Origin of the sequence: Pseudomonas capsici (assembly GCF_017165765.1) — a bacterium.
GTDB lineage: Bacteria > Pseudomonadota > Gammaproteobacteria > Pseudomonadales > Pseudomonadaceae > Aquipseudomonas > Aquipseudomonas capsici.
In genome coordinates, this window is the sequence record NZ_JAFGZD010000003.1 from 300,835 (window position 1) to 320,303 (window position 19,469).

Here is a 19,469-nt window from a genome sequence, read left to right on the forward strand (position 1 = left end):
ATCCGCAAATCGTAAAGCATGCATCTCGGAGTGACCTACGGGTCATAAAGTGCATCTCCACATTATCGTGTTACAGGGAGCGGCGTGCGTTCGACTTGCGTAGCGTGTCCCACACCCTGAAAATGCCCGCAAATCGCCTATTCGATAGCGCCCTGATTTTCTTGGGACGAACATTTACCTGTTTACTAATCGGGAAGCCATGATGATTGGCATAAAAAGCATAGCGAGTTACGTGCCCACAGATGGCGTGGATAACTACGCTCAAGGTGCCAAGTTCGGTAAGGATGAAGAGTTCATCTTTGGGAAAATCGGCTCCACATTTCTCCCGCGCAAGGATTCCGTCCAGGAAACGTCCGATCTGTGCGTGGAAGCGGTCAACAAGCTGTTTGCCAGCAACCCTCAGTTGAAGCGCGAAAGTATCGATGTGCTGATCGTCGTGACCCAGAACGGCGATGAAGAAGGGCTGCCTCACACTGCTGCCATCGTTCAGGACAAGCTGGGTCTGCCGACCAATGTCGCTGCGTTCGATATTTCCCTGGGTTGCTCCGGTTATGTCTATGGCATCTATGCGATCAAGGGATTCATGGAGGCGACAGGCCTGAAGAACGGCCTGCTGGTGACTGCCGACCCTTACTCCAAGATCGTCGACCCGGAAGATCGCAACACCACCATGCTGTTCGGCGATGCGGCCACTGCGACCTGGATGGGCGAAGATGCTCCGTGGCAACTGGGCAAGGCGAAGTTCGGTACCGACGGTTCCGGTGCGCCACACCTTAAGGTCAGTAACGGCGTGTTTTTCATGAATGGCCGTCAGGTCTTCAACTTTGCCTTGCTCAAGGTGCCGGCGCACCTGCATGAGTTATTGGGCGAGTCCGGCCTGCAGCCCGACGACATCGATGCCTTCTGCATCCATCAGGGAAGTGCGGCCATCGTTGATGCCGTGGCGCGTCGTTTCGAAGACAAGCCCGAGAAGTTTGTCAAAGACATGGTTGAAACCGGTAATACGGTGTCTTCGAGCATTCCGCTGCTGATTGAAAAACATGTGCTCGACTCTTCCTGGAAGCGCGTTGCACTGAGCGGTTTTGGTGTAGGGTTGTCCTGGGGCTCGGCGATCATCTATCGGGACTGATCACCGTCTGCTCAAGAAAAGCGCTTGTGGGGCAGCCCGCAGGCGCTTTTTTCGTCAGAAAGTGCGCCGTGCCAATAGCATCGATTTTGTATTTCTGCTTTTTCCTGTCTTGTCAGCCTCGCCATTCAAGGCAGTTTACTGGCGTCATTTCTCTGTGGGTTGGGCTTCAAGCCCTTGTTTTATAAGGGCTGGCAGATTGCTGGCAAAAATTTTCAAAAAAATGCTCAAGCAACCTGCCACCGCGACGATAACTATTACGAAGGTTCTCTAGGCACACCCGGCGCTTGCAGGGGCCGGAAGCCACGTAGTACCCAACCAACGAGGAATTCATCATGGCTTTAACAGTAAACACCAACGTTGCATCCTTGAACGTTCAGAAGAACCTGGGTCGCGCATCGGACGCTCTGTCGACTTCGATGACTCGTCTGTCCTCCGGTCTGAAAATCAACAGCGCCAAAGACGACGCTGCCGGTCTGCAAATCTCCACCCGTATCAACTCGCAGATCAAAGGCCAGACCATGGCCATCAAAAACGCCTACGACGGTATGTCCCTGGCTCAGACCGCTGAAGGTGCTCTGCAAGAGTCCACCAACATTCTGCAGCGTATGCGTGAACTGGCTGTTCAGTCGCGAAACGACAGCAACAGCGCTACTGACCGTGACGCTCTGAACAAAGAATTCACCGCGATGAGTGAAGAACTGACTCGTATCGCAAACAGCACCAACCTGAACGGCAAGAACCTGATCGACGGTACTGCCAGCACCATGACTTTCCAGGTCGGCTCCAACACTGGCACTTCGAACCAGATCACTCTGACTCTGAGCTCCAGCTTCGACGCTGATACCCTGGGTGTTGGTTCGGCTATCACCATCGCCGGTTCCGACAGCGCCGCTGCAGAGACCAACTTCTCTGCTGCAATGGACGCTATCGACTCCGCTCTGTCGACCATCAACGCCACTCGTGCTGACCTCGGTGCTGCACAAAACCGTCTGACCAGCACCATCTCCAACCTGCAGAACATCAACGAAAACGCCAGTGCTGCACTGGGTCGTGTACAAGATACCGACTTCGCTGCTGAAACTGCACAGCTGACCAAGCAACAGACTCTGCAACAGGCTTCCACCTCTGTTCTGGCCCAGGCTAACCAGCTGCCTTCCGCTGTACTGAAACTGCTTCAGTAATATCGGAATGATTTTGGCGGGGGAGTGCTTAACCGTGCTCTCTCGCTTTTTTACTTTCGGAGGTGATGGTCATGGATATGAGTGTAAAGTTGAACTTGTCTTATCCAGCCGCTCAATCGGTAAGCCCTGTTGTGGCAACGGATAAGCCAGTTGATAAACCTTCCGTCGAGCGAATCGAGCCGACGTCTGAAAGTAAGGGTTCCGACTTGCACAAGGACGACTCGCAGGAAGAGGAGAAGGTGAAGGCTGCCGCGGAAGACATTCAGAAGTTCTTTCAGTCGGTCAGGCGTAACCTCGAATTTTCGATTGACGAAGATTCTGGAAAAGTCATTGTCAAAGTGATTGCAAGTGACTCCGGTGAGGTGGTCCGACAGATTCCCAATGCGGAAATCCTGAAACTGGCCGATAGCTTGAGCGACGCGCACAGCTTGTTGTTTCACGTCAAGGCCTGACTACTGGCACGAAACTTGTTGCAGATTTTTCCGATTCCTTGAAAGAGTCAAAAGGTCGGCGACATTCTTGAGGGGTAAGCATCATGGCTACAATTACATCGAGTACGGGCCTCAACTCTGGCCTGGATATCAAGGCAATCGTCGATGGTCTGGTGGGCGTCGAGAAGGCTGCCAAGCAGAACCAGATCACCAAGCAGACCAGCGTCGCCAAGGCTTCGGCTGATGGTGTCGATCAGCTCACGGCTGCATTGAGTGCCTTCCAGAAGGCGATGGACAGTCTCAAGAGCACTACAACGCCTGCATTTCAGGGTTTTGCTGCCACTTCAGCCAATGAGTCTGTGGTCAAGGCAACTGCGGGTAACGCGGCAGTCAATGGTACTTATTCTCTCAATGTGAGCCAGTTGGCGACCGCTTCCAAGGTTGCGACGGTTGCGCTCGACTCGACTCAAACCAGTGCTATTCCGAGTGGTACCCTGAAAATCACTCAAAATGGCACTACTCACGAAGTCAAGATTACCAAGACCTCTACCCTGCAGGAGGTGCGTGACACGATCAACTCCACGCTTCAGGGTAAGGGTATTTCGGCGAACATCATTACTGACAGCAATGGTTCGCGCCTGGTATTCAGTTCGACCACGACCGGCAAAGGCAGTGATATTTCGGTTGATGGCGGTACAGAACTCAGCATGCTGAACATCGACGGCACCAAGCTGATGAGCTCCACCAGCACATCGACCGATGCCAACGGCAATGCAATTCCGGGTGCGGGTGCGATTCAGGATCTGGCCAAGGATGCCGCGTTCACCATCGATGGCCTGAGTCTGACCAGCTCGACCAATACGGTCAGCAACGCTGTATCCGGTCTGACGTTCGAGCTGGTGGCAAAAAGTGCTGATGCCAACACGAATACGACGATCACGGTTGCCACCAACACCGAGGGCTTGAAAACCTCGCTGCAGACCTTTGTCGATTCGTATAACACCTTGGCCAAGCTGGTCACCACGCTGACCAAGGGAACGGTATCGGCAGACGGAAAATCCTTTACGGCTGCGCCTATGACCGGCGATGCGACGCCTCGTGCCTTGCTGGCGGCCGTTCGTGGTCAGATTGCTACTGCAACCGCCAACAGCGGTCTGGGTTCTCTGGCTCAGCTGGGGATCACGACGCAGCAAAGCGACGGTACGTTGTCCTTGAATACTTCGGAATTTACCAAAGCTCTGAATGACAAGAAGTTCGGGGGTGAGATCCAGACGCTGTTTACCGGCAGCGGTGGATTGATCGAGCGGATGGAAAAAGCCATCGAGCCCTATACGAAGACCGGCGGGATTCTTGCTGCCAAGAAGACCAGCCTGACCCAGGTTCAGACTCGACTCACCGCCGAGCAGGAAGCGCTTGATCGCCGTATCGAAACGCTGACTACAACCCTGACCACCAAGTACAACGCGATGGATCTGGCGGTTGGCAAGCTCAAGGCAACGGCCAGCAGTATCACCTCGATTTTCGAAGCGATGAATGCACAGAAAAACGCTTCGTAAATAAAAGAAATGCCAGAAACCCGACCCCGTGTCGGGTTTTTGCTTTCAGGCTAAAGTTTTTTGACCGTACGTCGATAGCTTGGGTATACGTAATCCGGATCTGCTACGAGGCCCCCTATGAATCCGATGTTAGCACTGCGTCAGTATCAGAAGATTGGCTCCCAGGCACAGACCTCTGAAGCCAGCCCTCACCGTCTGGTCCAGATGTTGATGGAAGGCGGTCTGGATCGCATCGCCCAGGCCAAAGGTGCCATGGCGCGCAAGGATATCCCCAACAAATGCGTTTTCATCGGCAAGGCCATCGGCATTGTGGGTGGATTGCGCGAAGGGCTGGATCTTGAAAACGATCCTACACTGGTTCGCCAGGACAGCCTTTATCACTACATGATGAAGCGTCTGGCCGAAGCCAATGCCAAGAACGATGAAAAGATGCTCGATGAAGTTGCCGGTCTGCTGATTACAGTCAAGGAAGGCTGGGACGCAATCGGCGCTGTACAACAATAAGTTCGCTGTCTTCTGGAGAAAACACCATGAGTGCTGCGCTCAAGCGTATCGAAGAAACCCGTGAAGCGTTGGTCGGGGCCCTGGCCGAGCGTGACTGGGACGCAATCGTCAAACTTGACCTGGCATGTCGTGAATGTGTTGAGGCCGTTGTGAGCGAGGCACCTGCCGATGAGCCGGGGCTGCGCAGCAATCTGGAAGAGCTGCTGGGTGTATATCGACAATTGATTGACGTTGCTACAGATGAGCGTCAGGCAATCGCCGACGAAATGACGCAAATCCGCAATGCTAAAAACGCCGCGAAGGTATACCATCTGTTTGGCTAGCTTTTATTTGTCGGTTTGATTGTTCGACAATAGTTTCGCCATAAATTTGACTGTATATGTTTTTTTGACTTAACTAGTGATGTTCACTATTTTCTGGCGTCTCATCGGATATAACGGCTGAGAGATGCCAAGCTGCCCACGATCTCGGGCATTGAGTTGACTAGGGAAGTTGCTATTGCATGTGGCGTGAAATCAAGATTCTGCTAATCGATGACGATAGCCAGCGCCGCCGGGATCTGGCGGTTATCCTGAATTTTCTGGGTGAAGAAAATTTATCCTGCTCCAGTCAGGACTGGCAGCAGGTTGTCGGTTCTTTGGCCTCGACACGTGAAGTTCTTTGCGTGCTCGTGGGCAGCGTAAATACTCCGGGCAGTCTGCAGGGGCTTCTTAAGACAGTCGCTGCATGGGATGAGTTCCTTCCCGTATTGTTGATGGGCGAACATTCTGCCGTCGACCTTCCCGAAGATCTTCGCCGTCGCGTGCTTTCCACCCTCGAAATGCCGCCCAGCTACAGCAAATTGCTGGATGCCCTGCATCGTGCCCAGGTCTATCGTGAAATGTACGATCAGGCCCGCGAGCGGGGTCGGCATCGCGAACCCAATCTGTTCCGCAGTCTGGTAGGCACCAGCCGTGCCATTCAGCACGTGCGCCAGATGATGCAGCAAGTGGCCGATACCGATGCAAGCGTGCTGATTCTGGGTGAGTCGGGCACGGGCAAGGAGGTGGTCGCTCGCAACCTGCACTACCACTCCAAGCGTCGTGATGCGCCTTTTGTTCCGGTTAACTGCGGTGCGATTCCTGCCGAGTTGCTGGAAAGCGAATTGTTCGGGCATGAGAAGGGCGCCTTTACCGGAGCCATTACCAGTCGTGCCGGACGCTTCGAGCTGGCCAACGGCGGCACGCTGTTTCTGGATGAGATCGGTGACATGCCGTTGCCGATGCAGGTCAAGCTGCTGCGTGTCCTGCAGGAGCGTACCTTCGAGCGGGTCGGCAGCAACAAGACTCAAAGCATCGATGTGCGCATCATTGCGGCGACGCACAAGAACCTCGAAAGCATGATCGAGACCGGCAGCTTCCGTGAAGACCTCTATTACCGTCTGAACGTGTTTCCGATCGAAATGGCGCCTCTGCGTGAGCGTGTCGAAGATATTCCGCTGCTGATGAACGAGCTTATCTCGCGCATGGAGCACGAAAAGCGTGGTTCGATCCGTTTCAACTCGGCCGCCATCATGTCGCTGTGTCGTCATGCCTGGCCGGGTAACGTCCGGGAGCTTGCCAACCTGGTGGAGCGCATGGCGATCATGCATCCTTATGGCGTGATCGGCGTGGCAGAGCTGCCGAAGAAATTCCGCTACGTCGAGGATGAAGACGAGCAGATGGTCGACAGCCTGCGCAGCGACCTGGAAGAGCGCGTGGCTATCAATGCCCATACGCCGAACTTCGCTTCCGGAGCCGTGCTTCCGCCTGAAGGCCTGGACCTCAAGGACTACCTGGGTGGTCTTGAGCAGGGCCTGATTCAGCAGGCGCTGGATGATGCCAACGGTATCGTGGCGCGTGCTGCGGAGCGTCTGCGGATTCGTCGCACAACGCTTGTTGAAAAGATGCGCAAGTACGGCATGAGTCGCCGGGAAGGTGACGATCAGGCGGATGATTGACGCCTGCTGCATGCGCAAAAAATCAAACCTCTGAATTTTCAGGGGTTTTTTTTAGGCACGAGGATTGCTAAGTCACTCTCAACATACCGTTTAATGACGGTTCGCCACGCGAGAGATGATATATGTCCAAGGCCGTCCAGATGTCCCCTGACTTGCCCAGCCAAGCCCGACCCTCCCTGGAACTGGAAAGTCGCCAGGGTCTTGAGCAGGCCTTCTCGTTGTTTAACCAGATGTCGTCGCAACTGGCTGATTCCTACGGGCTGCTGGAAACCCGCGTTGCCGAGTTGAAGGGCGAACTGGCGGAGGCGGGCGCTCAGCGTATGCAGGAACTGGCAGAAAAGGAGCGCCTGGCCAATCGTCTGCAGAATCTTGTGGATCTGCTGCCTGGCGGCGTAATCGTCATCGATGGAATGGGTGTGGTGCGCGAGGCCAACCCGACCGCCATCGAACTCTTGGGGCAGCCTCTGCTGGGCATGTTGTGGCGTCATGTCATCAGCCGTTGTTTCGCACCTCGCGAAGATGACGGACATGAGGTTTCCCTGCGTGACGGACGTCGTCTGTCCATTGCCACCCGCTCTCTGGATGCCGAGCCCGGACAATTGGTGCTGCTCAACGATCTGACTGAAACCCGTCGCCTCCAGGAGCAACTGGCTCGTCATGAGCGCCTGTCTTCCCTGGGGCGCATGGTCGCTTCTCTGGCGCATCAGATCCGTACACCTTTGTCGGCGGCCATGATCTACGCCAGCCATCTGACCGAGCAGGAGTTGCCGGTGGAAACCCAGCAGCGTTTTGCGGCGCGCCTGAAGGAGCGTCTGCATGAGCTTGAGCATCAGGTGCGCGACATGCTGGTCTTTGCGCGTGGCGAATTGCCTTTGACTGACCGCCTGACGCCGGGGCAGCTGTTCCAGGCCTTGCAGTCGGCAGCTCAGACCCATGTGCAGGACGTGGCCGTGCGCTGGCAGTGCGATTCGATCGATGGTGAGCTGCTGTGCAACCGCGACACGCTGGTGGGGGCGATGCTCAACCTGGTGGAAAATGCGGTGCAGGCCAGTGTCGGAAAGACCCGTCTGAAAATTCATGCCTACAGCCGTGGCAATACGCTGCGCCTGTGCTTCAGTGATAATGGCGGCGGCATGGACAAGGCGGCGCTGGCACGTATCGGAGAACCTTTTTTTACCACCAAGACCACCGGCACCGGCCTTGGTCTGGCGGTGGTCATGGCGGTGACCCGTGCTCATCAGGGAAGTGTGCAGTATCGCTCCACTGTCAATCGCGGGACCTGTGCAATCGTCACTTTGCCGTTGATTCCGGTTTCCGCTTTAGTGAGTAGCCACTGATGTCGATCAAAGTGCTGTTGGTCGAAGACGACCGTTCGTTGCGCGAAGCGCTGGGCGAGACTCTGGAGCTGGCCGGTTACGGCTACCGGGCGGTGGGCTCGGCTGAAGATGCCTTGCTGGCGGTGGATCAGGAATCGTTCAGTCTGGTTATCAGCGACGTGAACATGCCGGGTATGGATGGCCATCAATTGCTGGCGCTGTTGCGCAGTCGCCATCCGCAACTGCCGGTTCTGCTGATGACGGCTCATGGTGCCGTAGAGCGAGCGGTGGACGCCATGCGCCAGGGCGCGGCGGACTATCTGGTCAAGCCTTTCGAGCCCAAGGCCCTGCTGGCGCTGGTTGCCCGGCATGCGCTGGGGCGTCTGGGGCCTGCCGAAAACGATGGGCCCATTGCCGTGGAGCCCGCCAGTATCCAGCTGCTGAGTCTGGCCAGTCGGGTGGCGAAAAGCGATTCCACCGTGCTGATTTCCGGTGAGTCCGGGACAGGCAAAGAAGTATTGGCGCGATTCATTCATCAAAACTCGCCACGTGCCGATAAGCCTTTTATCGCGATCAACTGTGCGGCGATTCCGGACAACATGCTCGAAGCGACATTGTTCGGTCATGAGAAAGGGTCGTTTACCGGTGCCATTGCGGCGCAGGCGGGCAAGTTCGAGCAGGCTGATGGCGGCACCATCCTGCTCGACGAAATTTCTGAAATGCCGATGGGGCTGCAGGCCAAGCTGTTGCGTGTGCTCCAGGAGCGTGAGGTCGAGCGGGTGGGGGCCCGTAAACCGATCAATCTGGATATCCGGGTGCTGGCGACCACCAACCGTGATCTGGCGGGTGAAGTGGCGGCCGGGCGGTTTCGCGAGGATCTGTTTTACCGGTTATCGGTATTTCCGCTGGCGTGGCAGGCATTGCGTCAAAGGACTGCCGATATTCTGCCGTTGGCCGAGCGTCTGCTGGCCAAGCACGTCAATAAAATGAAACATGCGCCTGTGCGGTTGTCTGCCCGGGCGCAGGCATGCCTGGTGGGGTATTCGTGGCCGGGCAATGTGCGTGAGCTGGACAATGCGGTGCAGCGCGCCCTGATATTGCAGCAGGGCGGGGTGATCGAGGCTGAAGACTTCTGCCTGGCGGGGCCTGTCACAGGGGCTTCGCCTTCTGTTGCTTCGGTGCCGTTGGCCCCTATGGCTCCGGTCGATAATGTGCCGGCTGTTGCCGAGTCTGCCGGTGCCTTGGAAGATGATCTGAGGCGCCGTGAGTTTCAGGTGATCATCGACACGTTGCGCACAGAGCGCGGGCGTCGCAAGGAAGCTGCCGAGCGCCTGGGCATCAGTCCCAGGACGTTGCGCTACAAGCTGGCACAGATGCGTGATGCGGGCATGGATGTCGAGGGTTATCTGTTCGCGACCTGAGTTTTTCCGACGGGTCGGGAAGGGTGATCTGTTTGTCTGGCTTTGTCGTATGAATGTTGTAATTCAATGGCATATTGATGTCATTGGGTGAGAGGCAGGGTTCGCCCAGAAGGTCTGGGTCGCGGGTGAGAGCAAAGTGAAGCAGAGGTTGTTATCTGTTTGGCACTCTTGTTGCTATGTCTTCACTATCCGCTGAATCAGTGTCAAAAAATTGCGGGCCTTACGAGAGAAAATGTCCATGAGCCAAGGTGTTGAATTTAATCGCTTGATGTTGGATATGCGGGCCATGCAGATGGATGCCATGGCGGCTTCCAAACCAGTGACCGCTACGCCGGAAGTCGGCACCAGCAGCTTTGCCGATATGCTTGGCCAGGCCGTCAACAAGGTTTCCGAAACCCAGCAGGCTGCCAGTCAGTTGGCGACTGCATTTGAAATCGGCAAGAGTGGTGTCGATCTGACTGACGTCATGATTTCCTCACAAAAAGCCAGCGTCTCGTTTCAGGCCTTGACCCAGGTTCGCAACAAGCTGGTTCAAGCCTATCAAGACATCATGCAGATGCCGGTTTAAGGGACGTACTGAGTCATGGCCGAAGCAACAGCCGAAACCGTTCCGGCAAGAGCGGGCTCCCCGGACAAGAAACCCTTGTTTGGTCTGTCTTTTCTGGAAAACCTTTCTGAGATGACCATGCTGCGTCAGATCGGCCTCATGGTCGGTCTGGCTGCCAGCGTGGCCATTGGCTTTGCCGTGGTGCTCTGGTCCCAGCAACCCGATTACCGGCCGCTTTACGGCAGCCTGGCGGGGATGGACAGCAAGCAGATCATGGACACTCTGACTGCGGCGAATATCTCCTATACCGTCGAGCCCAACTCCGGTGCCTTGCTGGTGAAGGCCGATGACGTGCAGCGTGCGCGTATCCAGCTGGCTCAGGCCGGTGTGGTACAGAACGACTCCAATATCGGTTTCGAGATTCTCGACAAGGATCAGGGCCTGGGTACCAGCCAGTTCATGGAAGCCACACGCTATCGCCGTGGTCTGGAAGGCGAACTGGCACGTACCATCTCGTCCCTGAACAACGTCAAGGCTGCTCGCGTGCATCTGGCGATCCCGAAAAGCTCGGTGTTTGTCCGTGACGATCGCAAGCCAAGTGCCTCGGTTCTGGTCGAGCTGTATGCAGGCCGTACTCTTGAGCCAAGCCAGGTCGTGGCCATCGTGAATCTGGTGGCTACCAGCGTTCCCGAACTGAGCAAGTCGCAGATTACGGTTGTGGATCAGAAAGGCCACCTGCTTTCCGATCAGGCCGAGAACTCCGAGCTGACCATGGCTGGCAAGCAGTTCGACTACAGCCGTCGCATGGAAGGCATGCTGACCCAGCGGGTACAGAACATTCTGCAACCTATCCTGGGTAGCGATCGCTACAAGGCCGAAGTTTCTGCGGTGGTGGACTTCAGTGCGGTCGAATCGACAGCCGAAAGCTTCAACCCTGACCAGCCTGCCTTGCGCAGCGAGCAGTCGGTGAATGAGCAACGCTCCAGCAGTTCCGGCCCGCAAGGTGTTCCGGGTGCCCTGAGCAACCAGCCGCCAGGTCCGGCGACCGCGCCTCAGACTACCGGTGGCGGTGCTGCCGGTGCCGCAGCCGCCATCGCTCCCGGCCAGCCACTGCTGGATGCCAACGGTCAGCAGATCATGGACCCGGCTACCGGCCAGCCTGCTCTGGCACCGTATCCGTCCGACAAGCGTGTGCAGTCGACCAAGAACTTCGAGCTGGATCGCTCTATCAGCCATACCAAGCAGCAGCAGGGTCGCCTGACTCGTCTGTCGGTGGCGGTGGTGGTCGATGACATGGTCAAGACCAACCCGGCCAATGGCGAAGTGACCCGTGCGCCATGGAGCGCTACCGATCTGGCCCGCTTCACGCGCCTGGTTCAGGATGCGGTCGGTTTCGATGCCAGCCGTGGCGACAGCGTCAGCGTGATCAACGTACCGTTCTCCAGTGAGCGCGGTGAAGTGATCCCGGAAATTCCGTTCTACTCGCAGCCATGGTTCTGGGACATTCTCAAACAGGCCGTGGGTGTGATCTTCATCCTGATTCTGGTGTTCGGTGTTCTGCGTCCTGTGCTGAACAACATCACCAGCGGCAAGGGCAAGGAGCTGGGCGGGTTCGGCGACTCGGAGCTGGGTGGCTTCGGTGGCATGGGCGGCGGTGGCATGGATGGCGAGCTGTCCAATGACCGTGTGAGCCTGGGTGGTCCGCAAAGTATCCTGCTGCCTAGCCCGACCGAGGGTTATGACGCACAGTTGAATGCAATCAAGAGTTTGGTGGCCGAAGATCCGGGCCGTGTGGCCCAGGTCGTGAAAGAGTGGATTAACACTGATGAATGATCGAGCCGTCGTAGCCAAACTGTCCCGAGTCGAGAAGGCTGCCGTTCTGCTGCTTTCTCTGGGGGAAACCGATGCGGCTCAGGTGCTTCGGCACATGGGCCCCAAGGAAGTGCAGAAAGTGGGTGTGGCCATGGCTCAGATGCGCAACGTGCATCGCGAGCAGGTCGAGGAAGTCATGAGCGAGTTCGTCGATATCGTCGGCGATCAGACCAGCCTTGGCGTCGGTTCCGATGGCTATATCCGCAAGATGCTGACCCAGGCTTTGGGCGAAGACAAGGCCAACGGCCTGATCGACCGCATCCTGCTGGGTGGCAATACCAGCGGTCTGGACAGCCTCAAGTGGATGGAGCCGCGTGCGGTCGCCGATGTGATCCGCTTCGAGCACCCGCAGATCCAGGCGATCGTGGTCGCTTATCTGGACGCCGATCAGGCGGGCGAAGTGCTTGGGCATTTCGACCACAAGGTGCGTCTGGACATCATTCTGCGGGTTTCGTCGCTCAACACCGTACAGCCGGCAGCGCTCAAGGAACTGAACCAGATTCTCGAGAAGCAGTTCTCCGGCAACGCCAACACGTCGCGTACTACCCTGGGTGGTATCAAGCGTGCTGCCGACATCATGAACTTCCTCGACAGCTCCATCGAAGGCGCGCTCATGGATTCGATCCGCGAGGTCGACGAAGACCTGTCGGTTCAGATCGAAGACCTCATGTTCGTCTTCAACAACCTGTCCGACGTGGACGACCGCGGTATCCAGGCGCTGTTGCGCGAAGTGTCTTCGGACGTGCTGGTACTGGCGCTCAAGGGGTCGGACGAGGCGATCAAGGAAAAGATCTTCAAGAACATGTCCAAGCGTGCTGCCGAACTGCTGCGCGACGACCTGGAGGCCAAGGGCCCGGTGCGTGTCAGCGACGTGGAAACTGCACAGAAAGAAATCCTCACCATCGCACGTCGTATGGCCGAGGCCGGCGAGATCGTGCTCGGTGGCAAAGGTGGCGAGGAAATGATCTAAGGATTGCTTTGACCCATGTCCAGCTCCAGTAAAGATTCGGTTAGCGATCTCATTCGCGCCAAGGATGTCGTTGGCTTCGACATGTGGTCACTGCCCAGCTTTGACCCGCACAAAGAGCCTGAGCCGGAACCCGAGCCGGAGCCCGTGGAGGAAGAACCGGCCGAGATGGAAGAAGTTCCATTGGAGGAGGTTCAGCCGCTGACCCTGGAGGAGCTGGAAAGCATTCGCCAGGAAGCCTGGAACGAAGGTTTTGCAACCGGCGAAAAGGAAGGCTTTCACAGCACCCAGCTCAAGGTCCGGCAGGAAGCGGAAGTGGCTCTGGCAGCCAAGCTCGCCAGTCTCGAGCAGTTGATGGGGCATCTGTTCGAGCCTATTGCCGAGCAGGACAAGCAGATCGAAAAATCGGTGATCCACTTGGTCGAGCATATTGCTCGTCAGGTCATTCAGCGCGAGTTGCAGACCGATTCGCAGCAGATCACCCACGTACTGCGCGATGCCCTGAAATTGCTGCCGATGGGTGCCCAGAACCTGCGCATCTTTATCAATCCTCAGGACTTCGGGCTGGTCAAGGCGCTGCGTGAGCGTCATGAAGAAAGCTGGAGAATTCTTGAGGACGACAGTCTGCTGCCGGGCGGCTGCCGGATCGAAACCGAGCACAGCCGTATCGACGCCAGTGTCGAAACGCGTATCTCCCTGGCCATTTCCAAAATGTACGACCAGTTGCATGAACAGGTCGCTCATCCGGGTGCTGCCGATCTGAATATCGAGCTGACAGGCGTTCCTGCCAGCGCCGTCGACATAGAGAAAAACGATGCGCCTTGATCGCACCAGCTTTGGCAAGCGCCTGGGGTCGTATGCCGACTCCATTATCTTGCCTGCCCAGCCGGTGGTGGAAGGACGCCTGCTGCGCATGGTCGGCCTGACCCTTGAAGCCGAGGGTTTGCGGGCGGCCATGGGCAGTCGCTGTGTGGTGATCAACGATGACAGCCATCATCCGGTCGAGGTCGACGCGGAAGTGATGGGGTTTTCGGGCAACAAGGTTTTCCTGATGCCGGTGGGCAGCGTGGCAGGCATTGCGCCCGGGGCGCGGGTTGTGCCGCTTGCCGATACCGGACGCCTGCCCATGGGCATGAGCATGCTCGGGCGGGTGCTCGATGGTGCCGGTCGCCCGCTGGACGGACGTCCGCCCATCAAGGCAGAAGACTGGGTGCCCATGGATGGCCCGGCCATCAACCCGCTCAAGCGCGACCCCATCAGCCAGCCGCTGGATGTGGGTATTCGCTGCATCAACGGTTTATTGACGGTCGGTCGTGGTCAGCGTCTCGGGCTGTTCGCCGGTACTGGCGTGGGCAAGAGTGTGCTGCTGGGCATGATGACGCGCTTTACCGAGGCGGACATCATCATCGTCGGCCTGATCGGTGAGCGGGGCCGCGAGGTCAAGGAGTTCATTGAGCACATTCTGGGCGAAGAAGGGCTCAAGCGTTCGGTGGTGGTCGCTTCGCCTGCGGACGATGCGCCACTCATGCGACTGCGCGCCGCCATGTACTGCACACGTATTGCCGAATACTTCCGTGACCGGGGCAAGAATGTCCTGCTGCTGATGGACTCCCTGACCCGTTTTGCCCAGGCCCAGCGGGAAATCGCTCTGGCCATCGGTGAGCCACCCGCAACCAAGGGTTATCCGCCTTCGGTATTTGCCCGTCTGCCCAAGCTGGTGGAGCGTGCCGGTAATGCCGAAGCCGGTGGTGGCTCCATCACAGCGTTCTATACCGTACTGTCCGAAGGCGATGATCAGCAGGACCCGATTGCCGACTCCGCCCGAGGTGTACTGGACGGTCATATCGTGTTGTCCCGGCGTCTGGCCGAAGAGGGGCATTACCCGGCCATCGATATCGAAGCCTCCATCAGTCGGGTCATGCCGGCGGTCGTCAGCCCCGAGCATATGGGGCGTGCGCAGTTGTTCAAGCAACTGTGGTCCCGTTATCAGCAGAGTCGCGACTTGATCAGCGTGGGTGCCTATGTAGCGGGCGGCGACCGGGAAACCGACACGGCCATTGCCCTGCAACCGGCATTGGCGCGCTATCTGCGTCAGGGTTTGCGCGATAACGAAAGCATGCAGGCCAGCAGCGACGCGCTGGCTGCCGTGTTCGCTCCGGCTCCTGGCGGTTGATAGATCATGGCCAAGAGTCGTGCTGCGCGTCTGGCGCCTGTGGTCGAGATGGCAGAGGCTGCCGAGCGCACGGCAGCCCAGCGTCTCGGGCACTTTCAGGGGCAGGTCAATCTGGCCTACAGCAAGCTTGAAGAGCTGGAGCGCTTCCGTCTGAGTTATCAGGAGCAATGGATCCGCCAGGGCAGCCATGGCGTATCCGGGCAGTGGCTGACCAACTATCAGCGCTTCCTCAATCAGTTGGAAACGGCCGTCGGCCAGCAGAACAAGAGTCTGGAATGGCACAAGGTCAACCTCGAAAAGGCTCGCGGTGCCTGGCAGGAGTGCTATGCACGGGTCGAGGGGTTGCGCAAACTGGTGCAGCGCTATATCGACGAAGCGCGCCTGCTTGAAGACAAGCGCGAGCAGAAGCTGCTGGACGAATTGTCCCAGCGCCTGCCGCGCCATGAACAGTATTGATATGTCGATTCTCTCGTCTACGCTTGCGATGTGATGACGTACTTCAGGAGTCCTTATGGCGAAGATCACCTCCGAGCTTTCCCAGGACGGTCAGCAACTGACCGTGTTCATCGAGGGACGTTTTGATTTTTCCACTCACCAGGATTTTCGCGGAGCCTATGAAGGCCATTCCGCCAATCTGAAGTACGTGGTGGATCTGGGGCGCACTCATTATCTGGACAGTTCGGCCCTGGGAATGCTGCTGTTGCTGCGCGATCACGCCGGTGGCGATGACGTGGTGGTGCGGTTGGTCAATTGCACGCCTGATGTCATCAAGATCCTCACCATTTCCAACTTCTCGAAGTTGTTCCAGCTGAGTTGACGCTCTTGTCCTCGGCAGCCAGGGGGTTATGCATACTGATTGCAGACGACAGTGCCAGCGACCGTCTGCTGCTGTCGACCATCATCGGACGCCTGGGGCATCGAGTCCTGAGTGCTGCCAACGGTATCGAGGCGCTGGCGATATTCGAGGCCGAGCGGCCGCACCTGATCCTGATGGATGCAATGATGCCGGTCATGGACGGTTTCGAGGCCGCGCGGCGTATCAAGAGTCTGTCCGGCGAGTGGCTGGTGCCGATCATCTTTCTGACTTCTCTTACCGAGGGCGAAGCCCTGGCGCGTTGCCTGGATGCCGGTGGCGATGACTTCATTTCCAAGCCTTACAATCCGCTGGTCCTGGCGGCCAAGATCAATGCCATGAACCGGCTGCGCCTGTTGCAGGAAACTGTTCTGCATCAGCGCGACCTGATAGCCAGGCATCATGACTATCTGCTCAACGAACAGCGCGTCGCCAAGGCAGTGTTCGATCAGGTGGCGCATTCGGGCTGTCTGGGGGCGAGCAATATCCGCTACCTGCAATCGCCTTACGCGCTGTTCAACGGTGACCTGATGCTCGCCGCCTACACGCCTGCGGGGAACATGCATGTCCTGCTTGGCGACTTCACCGGCCATGGTCTGCCGGCAGCGGTGGGGGCGATGCCTCTGGCCGAGGTGTTCTATGGCATGACCGCCAAGGGTTATGGCGTGGGTGAAACCCTGCGGGAAATGAATGCCAAGCTCAAGCGCATCCTGCCGGTGGACATGTTCTGCTGCGCGGCGCTGTTATGCGTCAACCTCAAGCAGCAGCAACTCGAGATATGGAATGGCGGGTTGCCCGATGCCTATCTGCTTCGGGTGGCTGACGGCAGTCATTTGCCGCTGGTATCACGGCACTTGCCGCTCGGGGTGCTGAGTGCCCGCTCTTTTGACGATCGGACGGAGGTTTACCCGCTGTCCACGGGGGACCGGATCTTCCTGTTGTCCGACGGTGTTCTGGACACCAGTAACGGTCAGGATGAGCTGTTTGGTGTGGAGCGTTTGCGCAAAGTGTTGACGGCAAACCGTCAGCCGCCTCTGCTGATCCAGGAGATCCTCCAGGCGCTGAACGATTTTGGCGGGCAGGCGCGTGATGATGTCAGCATGCTGGAAATCAGCGTTATCGACGAAGAACAGGATTCGCCTGCCGTGTCGAATTACTCCGACAATGAAGCCTCGAGTCCTCTGGACTGGTCGGTCGGCTTCGAGTTTCGGGCTTCGACCCTGCGGCGTTTCAATCCTTTGCCCTATCTGATGCAGTTATTGCTTGAGGTGCCAGGGCTTCAGGCGCAGAGTGCTGCACTGCACAGCGTGCTTACCGAGCTTTACAGCAATGCGCTGGAGCATGGTGTGTTGGGGCTGGATTCTGCACTCAAACAGGATGCTGTCGGATTTGCCCGCTATTATAAAGAACGAGCGGAGCGGCTCGATGCATTGCGCTCGGGTTTCATCCGCTTGCATCTGCAGATCGAACCGGTAGAGCAGGGCGGTCGATTGACGGTTCGTGTCGAAGACAGTGGTCAGGGCTTCGATGTGCAGCAAATGCTTGCCATGCCTCCTGCGCTGGATGGATTGCATGGTCGTGGTCTGAGGTTGATTCGTGAATTGAGCCAGCAGGCGCAATGGTCTAAGGATGGCCGGGTTGCCTGCGTGGAATTTTTCTGGGGAGCAGTGGCATAATCCGCCTCCGGAGTCTTGATCAAGGAGTGAGCAAGTGTCGATTCATCTGGATTACAGCGTTTTAAGCGCTTTGCAGGAAGTCATGGAAGACGAATATCCAACGTTGCTCGATGTTTTCCTCAAGGATTCCGAGCAGCGTCTGACGCAATTGCGCCGCGCTATCGATACCGAACTGCTGGACCTCCAGGAGTTGAGCCTTACGGCCCATAGCTTCAAGGGCAGCAGCAGCAACATGGGCGCTTTGCTCCTGTCCGACCTGTGCCGTCAGCTCGAAGAGCGTGCGCGTCAGCAGCAGCGGGTGGGGCTCGAAGAGCTGATTGGCCTGATCGCTAACGAGTACCTGACCATCCGCCGGTTATTCGACGCCGAGCGCCAGTTGTTCATCGGTCAGACCTGAGTCCATCCTCTCATTTCAGTTGCCTGCAAAAGCTGGCCCGCATCTTGCTGTTGTTCATGGAACCAGCTGCCCATGTGCGGAGATTGAAATGCCCCTTGCCCCAAATGTGCTTCTTCAGGCCAATGCGACTGCGACGTCAAAGTCCAGCGCTGCCAATAACAATGCGATCAAGGCTGCAGACAGCGGCAAGGGCGACGGCTCCAGCTTTTCCAATGTCTACGCCAAGCAGGCCAAGGACAAGGTTGCTGATCGCAACGACGCTACGGTCAAGCCTGCACGTGACAAGGCTGTGCCTGAAAAGGACAAGACAGTCGCCAGCAAGGACAAGACTGACACTGATACAAAAGCTGCCGCCGATGACTCGACCGTTGCCGAAAGCGGCAATGGCTTGCCTGCCGACTCGGCCAGCGCCAGCACTGATGACAAGTCCGCTGCCGATGGCGAGGCGCTGGCCGAAGTCGTGACGCCGCCGGTTACCGATCCTGCGCTTGATCCGGCCTTGCAGTTGGCTGCGGCCCAGACGCCTGCTGCCCTGGCGGCCTCGGCAGCCATGACCGACAGCGATGCGACCAAGGCAGTGCCGGTTCTGGCCGCTCTGCCCACCGCGGCGCCTGTTGAAGACGATACCTTCGACCCTGAAGCCGATCCGCTGGATGGCCTGCATGCGGTGCAGTTGGCCCTGGAAAACGCCAACTCCAAGCATGCTGCACAACAGGCTAATTCGTCGGGTCGGGCTACCCACAATGCCGATAACGATCAGAGTCAAAATGTCGCCAATAATCTGGCCGCCTTGAGCGAGCAGTTGCCCTCGGACGAAAGCAGTACCGAAAGCAGCGACAAATCGTTCAGCAGCCTGATCAACGATGGCCTCAAGGACACCAAGAGCGTCACTGCCGATACCCGGGTCGATAACTTCGCAGAACGTCTGGCGGCCCTGAGCCAGGCAGCGCAGCCTGCCAGGACCGCGCCGGCGACGCCGCTGATCAATCAGCCTCTGGCCATGAACCAGAGCGGCTGGAGTGAAGGCATCGTGGATCGTGTGATGTACCTGTCGAGCCAGAATCTGAAGTCGGCTGAAATCAAGCTGGAACCTGCTGAGCTCGGTCGTCTGGATATCCGCGTCAATATGGCGCCGGAGCAGCAGACCCAGGTGACCTTCATGAGTGCTCACATGGGCGTACGTGAGGCGCTGGAAAGTCAGATGTCACGTCTGCGTGAGTCGTTTGTGCAGCAGGGGCTCGGGCAGGTCGATGTGAACGTGTCCGATCAGTCTCAGCAGCAAGCCCAGCAGCAGGCGCAAGAACAGGCCAGTCGGGCACAGCGCGGTGGTCGTAGCGGCGGTTCGGGTTCCGGTGACGGAGTGGATGATACCGCTGTCGCCGATGCTGCCGCGCCGGTCAGTCAACCGGCTGCCCGGGTGATCGGCACCAGCGAGATCGATTTCTACGCCTGATTGGCTTGCCGACTC

At 57.6% G+C, this 19,469-nt stretch carries 19 protein-coding genes; all 19 read left to right on the forward strand.

Features of this window, described 5'->3' with window-relative positions:
* The first annotated feature begins 202 nt into the window (after nt 1-202).
* Entirely contained in the window at nt 203-1,129 is a 927-nt protein-coding gene (locus tag JSY17_RS05970) for a ketoacyl-ACP synthase III (protein ID WP_162880383.1), read from the forward strand.
* Between the two features lie 332 nt (nt 1,130-1,461).
* On the forward strand, nt 1,462-2,310 hold the full coding sequence (locus tag JSY17_RS05975) for a flagellin domain-containing protein (protein ID WP_117166728.1): 849 nt from the start codon (nt 1,462-1,464) through the stop codon (nt 2,308-2,310).
* 71 nt (nt 2,311-2,381) lie between these two features.
* Nucleotides 2,382-2,762, forward strand: coding sequence for a flagellar protein FlaG (locus JSY17_RS05980; protein ID WP_206402014.1), 381 nt, complete (start codon nt 2,382-2,384; stop codon nt 2,760-2,762).
* Between the two features lie 80 nt (nt 2,763-2,842).
* Nucleotides 2,843-4,297, forward strand: coding sequence for a flagellar filament capping protein FliD (gene fliD / locus JSY17_RS05985; protein WP_206402064.1), 1,455 nt, complete (start codon nt 2,843-2,845; stop codon nt 4,295-4,297).
* 117 nt (nt 4,298-4,414) lie between these two features.
* The gene (gene fliS, locus JSY17_RS05990) at nt 4,415-4,801 is read left to right on the forward strand and encodes a flagellar export chaperone FliS (RefSeq protein WP_025260902.1); all 387 of its coding nucleotides are present in this window, start codon (nt 4,415-4,417) and stop codon (nt 4,799-4,801) included.
* A gap of 26 nt (nt 4,802-4,827) precedes the next feature.
* The gene (gene fliT / locus JSY17_RS05995) at nt 4,828-5,124 is read left to right on the forward strand and encodes a flagellar protein FliT (RefSeq protein WP_025260901.1); all 297 of its coding nucleotides are present in this window, start codon (nt 4,828-4,830) and stop codon (nt 5,122-5,124) included.
* Between the two features lie 179 nt (nt 5,125-5,303).
* Nucleotides 5,304-6,779: a transcriptional regulator FleQ gene (gene fleQ, locus JSY17_RS06000; RefSeq protein WP_117166725.1), complete on the forward strand. Its 1,476-nt coding sequence runs from the start codon at nt 5,304-5,306 to the stop codon at nt 6,777-6,779.
* Between the two features lie 140 nt (nt 6,780-6,919).
* Complete coding sequence (locus JSY17_RS06005) at nt 6,920-8,116, forward strand: sensor histidine kinase (protein WP_232849311.1); 1,197 nt, start codon at nt 6,920-6,922, stop codon at nt 8,114-8,116.
* A complete protein-coding gene (locus JSY17_RS06010; protein ID WP_206402015.1) occupies nt 8,116-9,516 on the forward strand; it encodes a sigma-54-dependent transcriptional regulator in 1,401 nt (466 codons plus the stop codon). The genes JSY17_RS06005 and JSY17_RS06010 overlap by 1 nt, the downstream gene beginning before the upstream one ends.
* A 238-nt stretch (nt 9,517-9,754) precedes the next feature.
* On the forward strand, nt 9,755-10,084 hold the full coding sequence (gene fliE / locus JSY17_RS06015) for a flagellar hook-basal body complex protein FliE (RefSeq protein ID WP_117166722.1): 330 nt from the start codon (nt 9,755-9,757) through the stop codon (nt 10,082-10,084).
* A 15-nt stretch (nt 10,085-10,099) separates the two neighbouring features.
* Nucleotides 10,100-11,896 carry a flagellar basal-body MS-ring/collar protein FliF gene (gene fliF / locus JSY17_RS06020; protein ID WP_117166721.1) on the forward strand — a complete coding sequence of 599 codons (1,797 nt, stop codon included), beginning with the start codon at nt 10,100-10,102 and terminating at the stop codon, nt 11,894-11,896.
* Nucleotides 11,889-12,905 carry a flagellar motor switch protein FliG gene (gene fliG, locus JSY17_RS06025; protein WP_117181174.1) on the forward strand — a complete coding sequence of 339 codons (1,017 nt, stop codon included), beginning with the start codon at nt 11,889-11,891 and terminating at the stop codon, nt 12,903-12,905. Before fliF ends, fliG begins: the two co-directional genes overlap by 8 nt.
* A gap of 15 nt (nt 12,906-12,920) precedes the next feature.
* Nucleotides 12,921-13,727: a flagellar assembly protein FliH gene (gene fliH, locus JSY17_RS06030; protein ID WP_122371626.1), complete on the forward strand. Its 807-nt coding sequence runs from the start codon at nt 12,921-12,923 to the stop codon at nt 13,725-13,727.
* Entirely contained in the window at nt 13,717-15,075 is a 1,359-nt protein-coding gene (gene fliI, locus JSY17_RS06035) for a flagellar protein export ATPase FliI (protein WP_206402016.1), read from the forward strand. Before fliH ends, fliI begins: the two co-directional genes overlap by 11 nt.
* Before the next feature lie 6 nt (nt 15,076-15,081).
* Nucleotides 15,082-15,531 carry a flagellar export protein FliJ gene (gene fliJ, locus JSY17_RS06040; RefSeq protein ID WP_117166717.1) on the forward strand — a complete coding sequence of 150 codons (450 nt, stop codon included), beginning with the start codon at nt 15,082-15,084 and terminating at the stop codon, nt 15,529-15,531.
* Nucleotides 15,532-15,586: 55 nt separating this feature from the next.
* Complete coding sequence (locus JSY17_RS06045; RefSeq protein WP_117181178.1) at nt 15,587-15,892, forward strand: STAS domain-containing protein; 306 nt, start codon at nt 15,587-15,589, stop codon at nt 15,890-15,892.
* 5 nt (nt 15,893-15,897) lie between these two features.
* Nucleotides 15,898-17,604 carry an ATP-binding SpoIIE family protein phosphatase gene (locus JSY17_RS06050; RefSeq protein ID WP_206402017.1) on the forward strand — a complete coding sequence of 569 codons (1,707 nt, stop codon included), beginning with the start codon at nt 15,898-15,900 and terminating at the stop codon, nt 17,602-17,604.
* A 34-nt stretch (nt 17,605-17,638) separates the two neighbouring features.
* Nucleotides 17,639-18,001 (forward strand): Hpt domain-containing protein, encoded by a 363-nt coding sequence (locus tag JSY17_RS06055; protein WP_117166714.1) that lies wholly within the window; start codon nt 17,639-17,641, stop codon nt 17,999-18,001.
* Between the two features lie 88 nt (nt 18,002-18,089).
* Nucleotides 18,090-19,454: a flagellar hook-length control protein FliK gene (locus JSY17_RS06060; RefSeq protein ID WP_200976542.1), complete on the forward strand. Its 1,365-nt coding sequence runs from the start codon at nt 18,090-18,092 to the stop codon at nt 19,452-19,454.
* Nucleotides 19,455-19,469 lie beyond the last annotated feature (15 nt).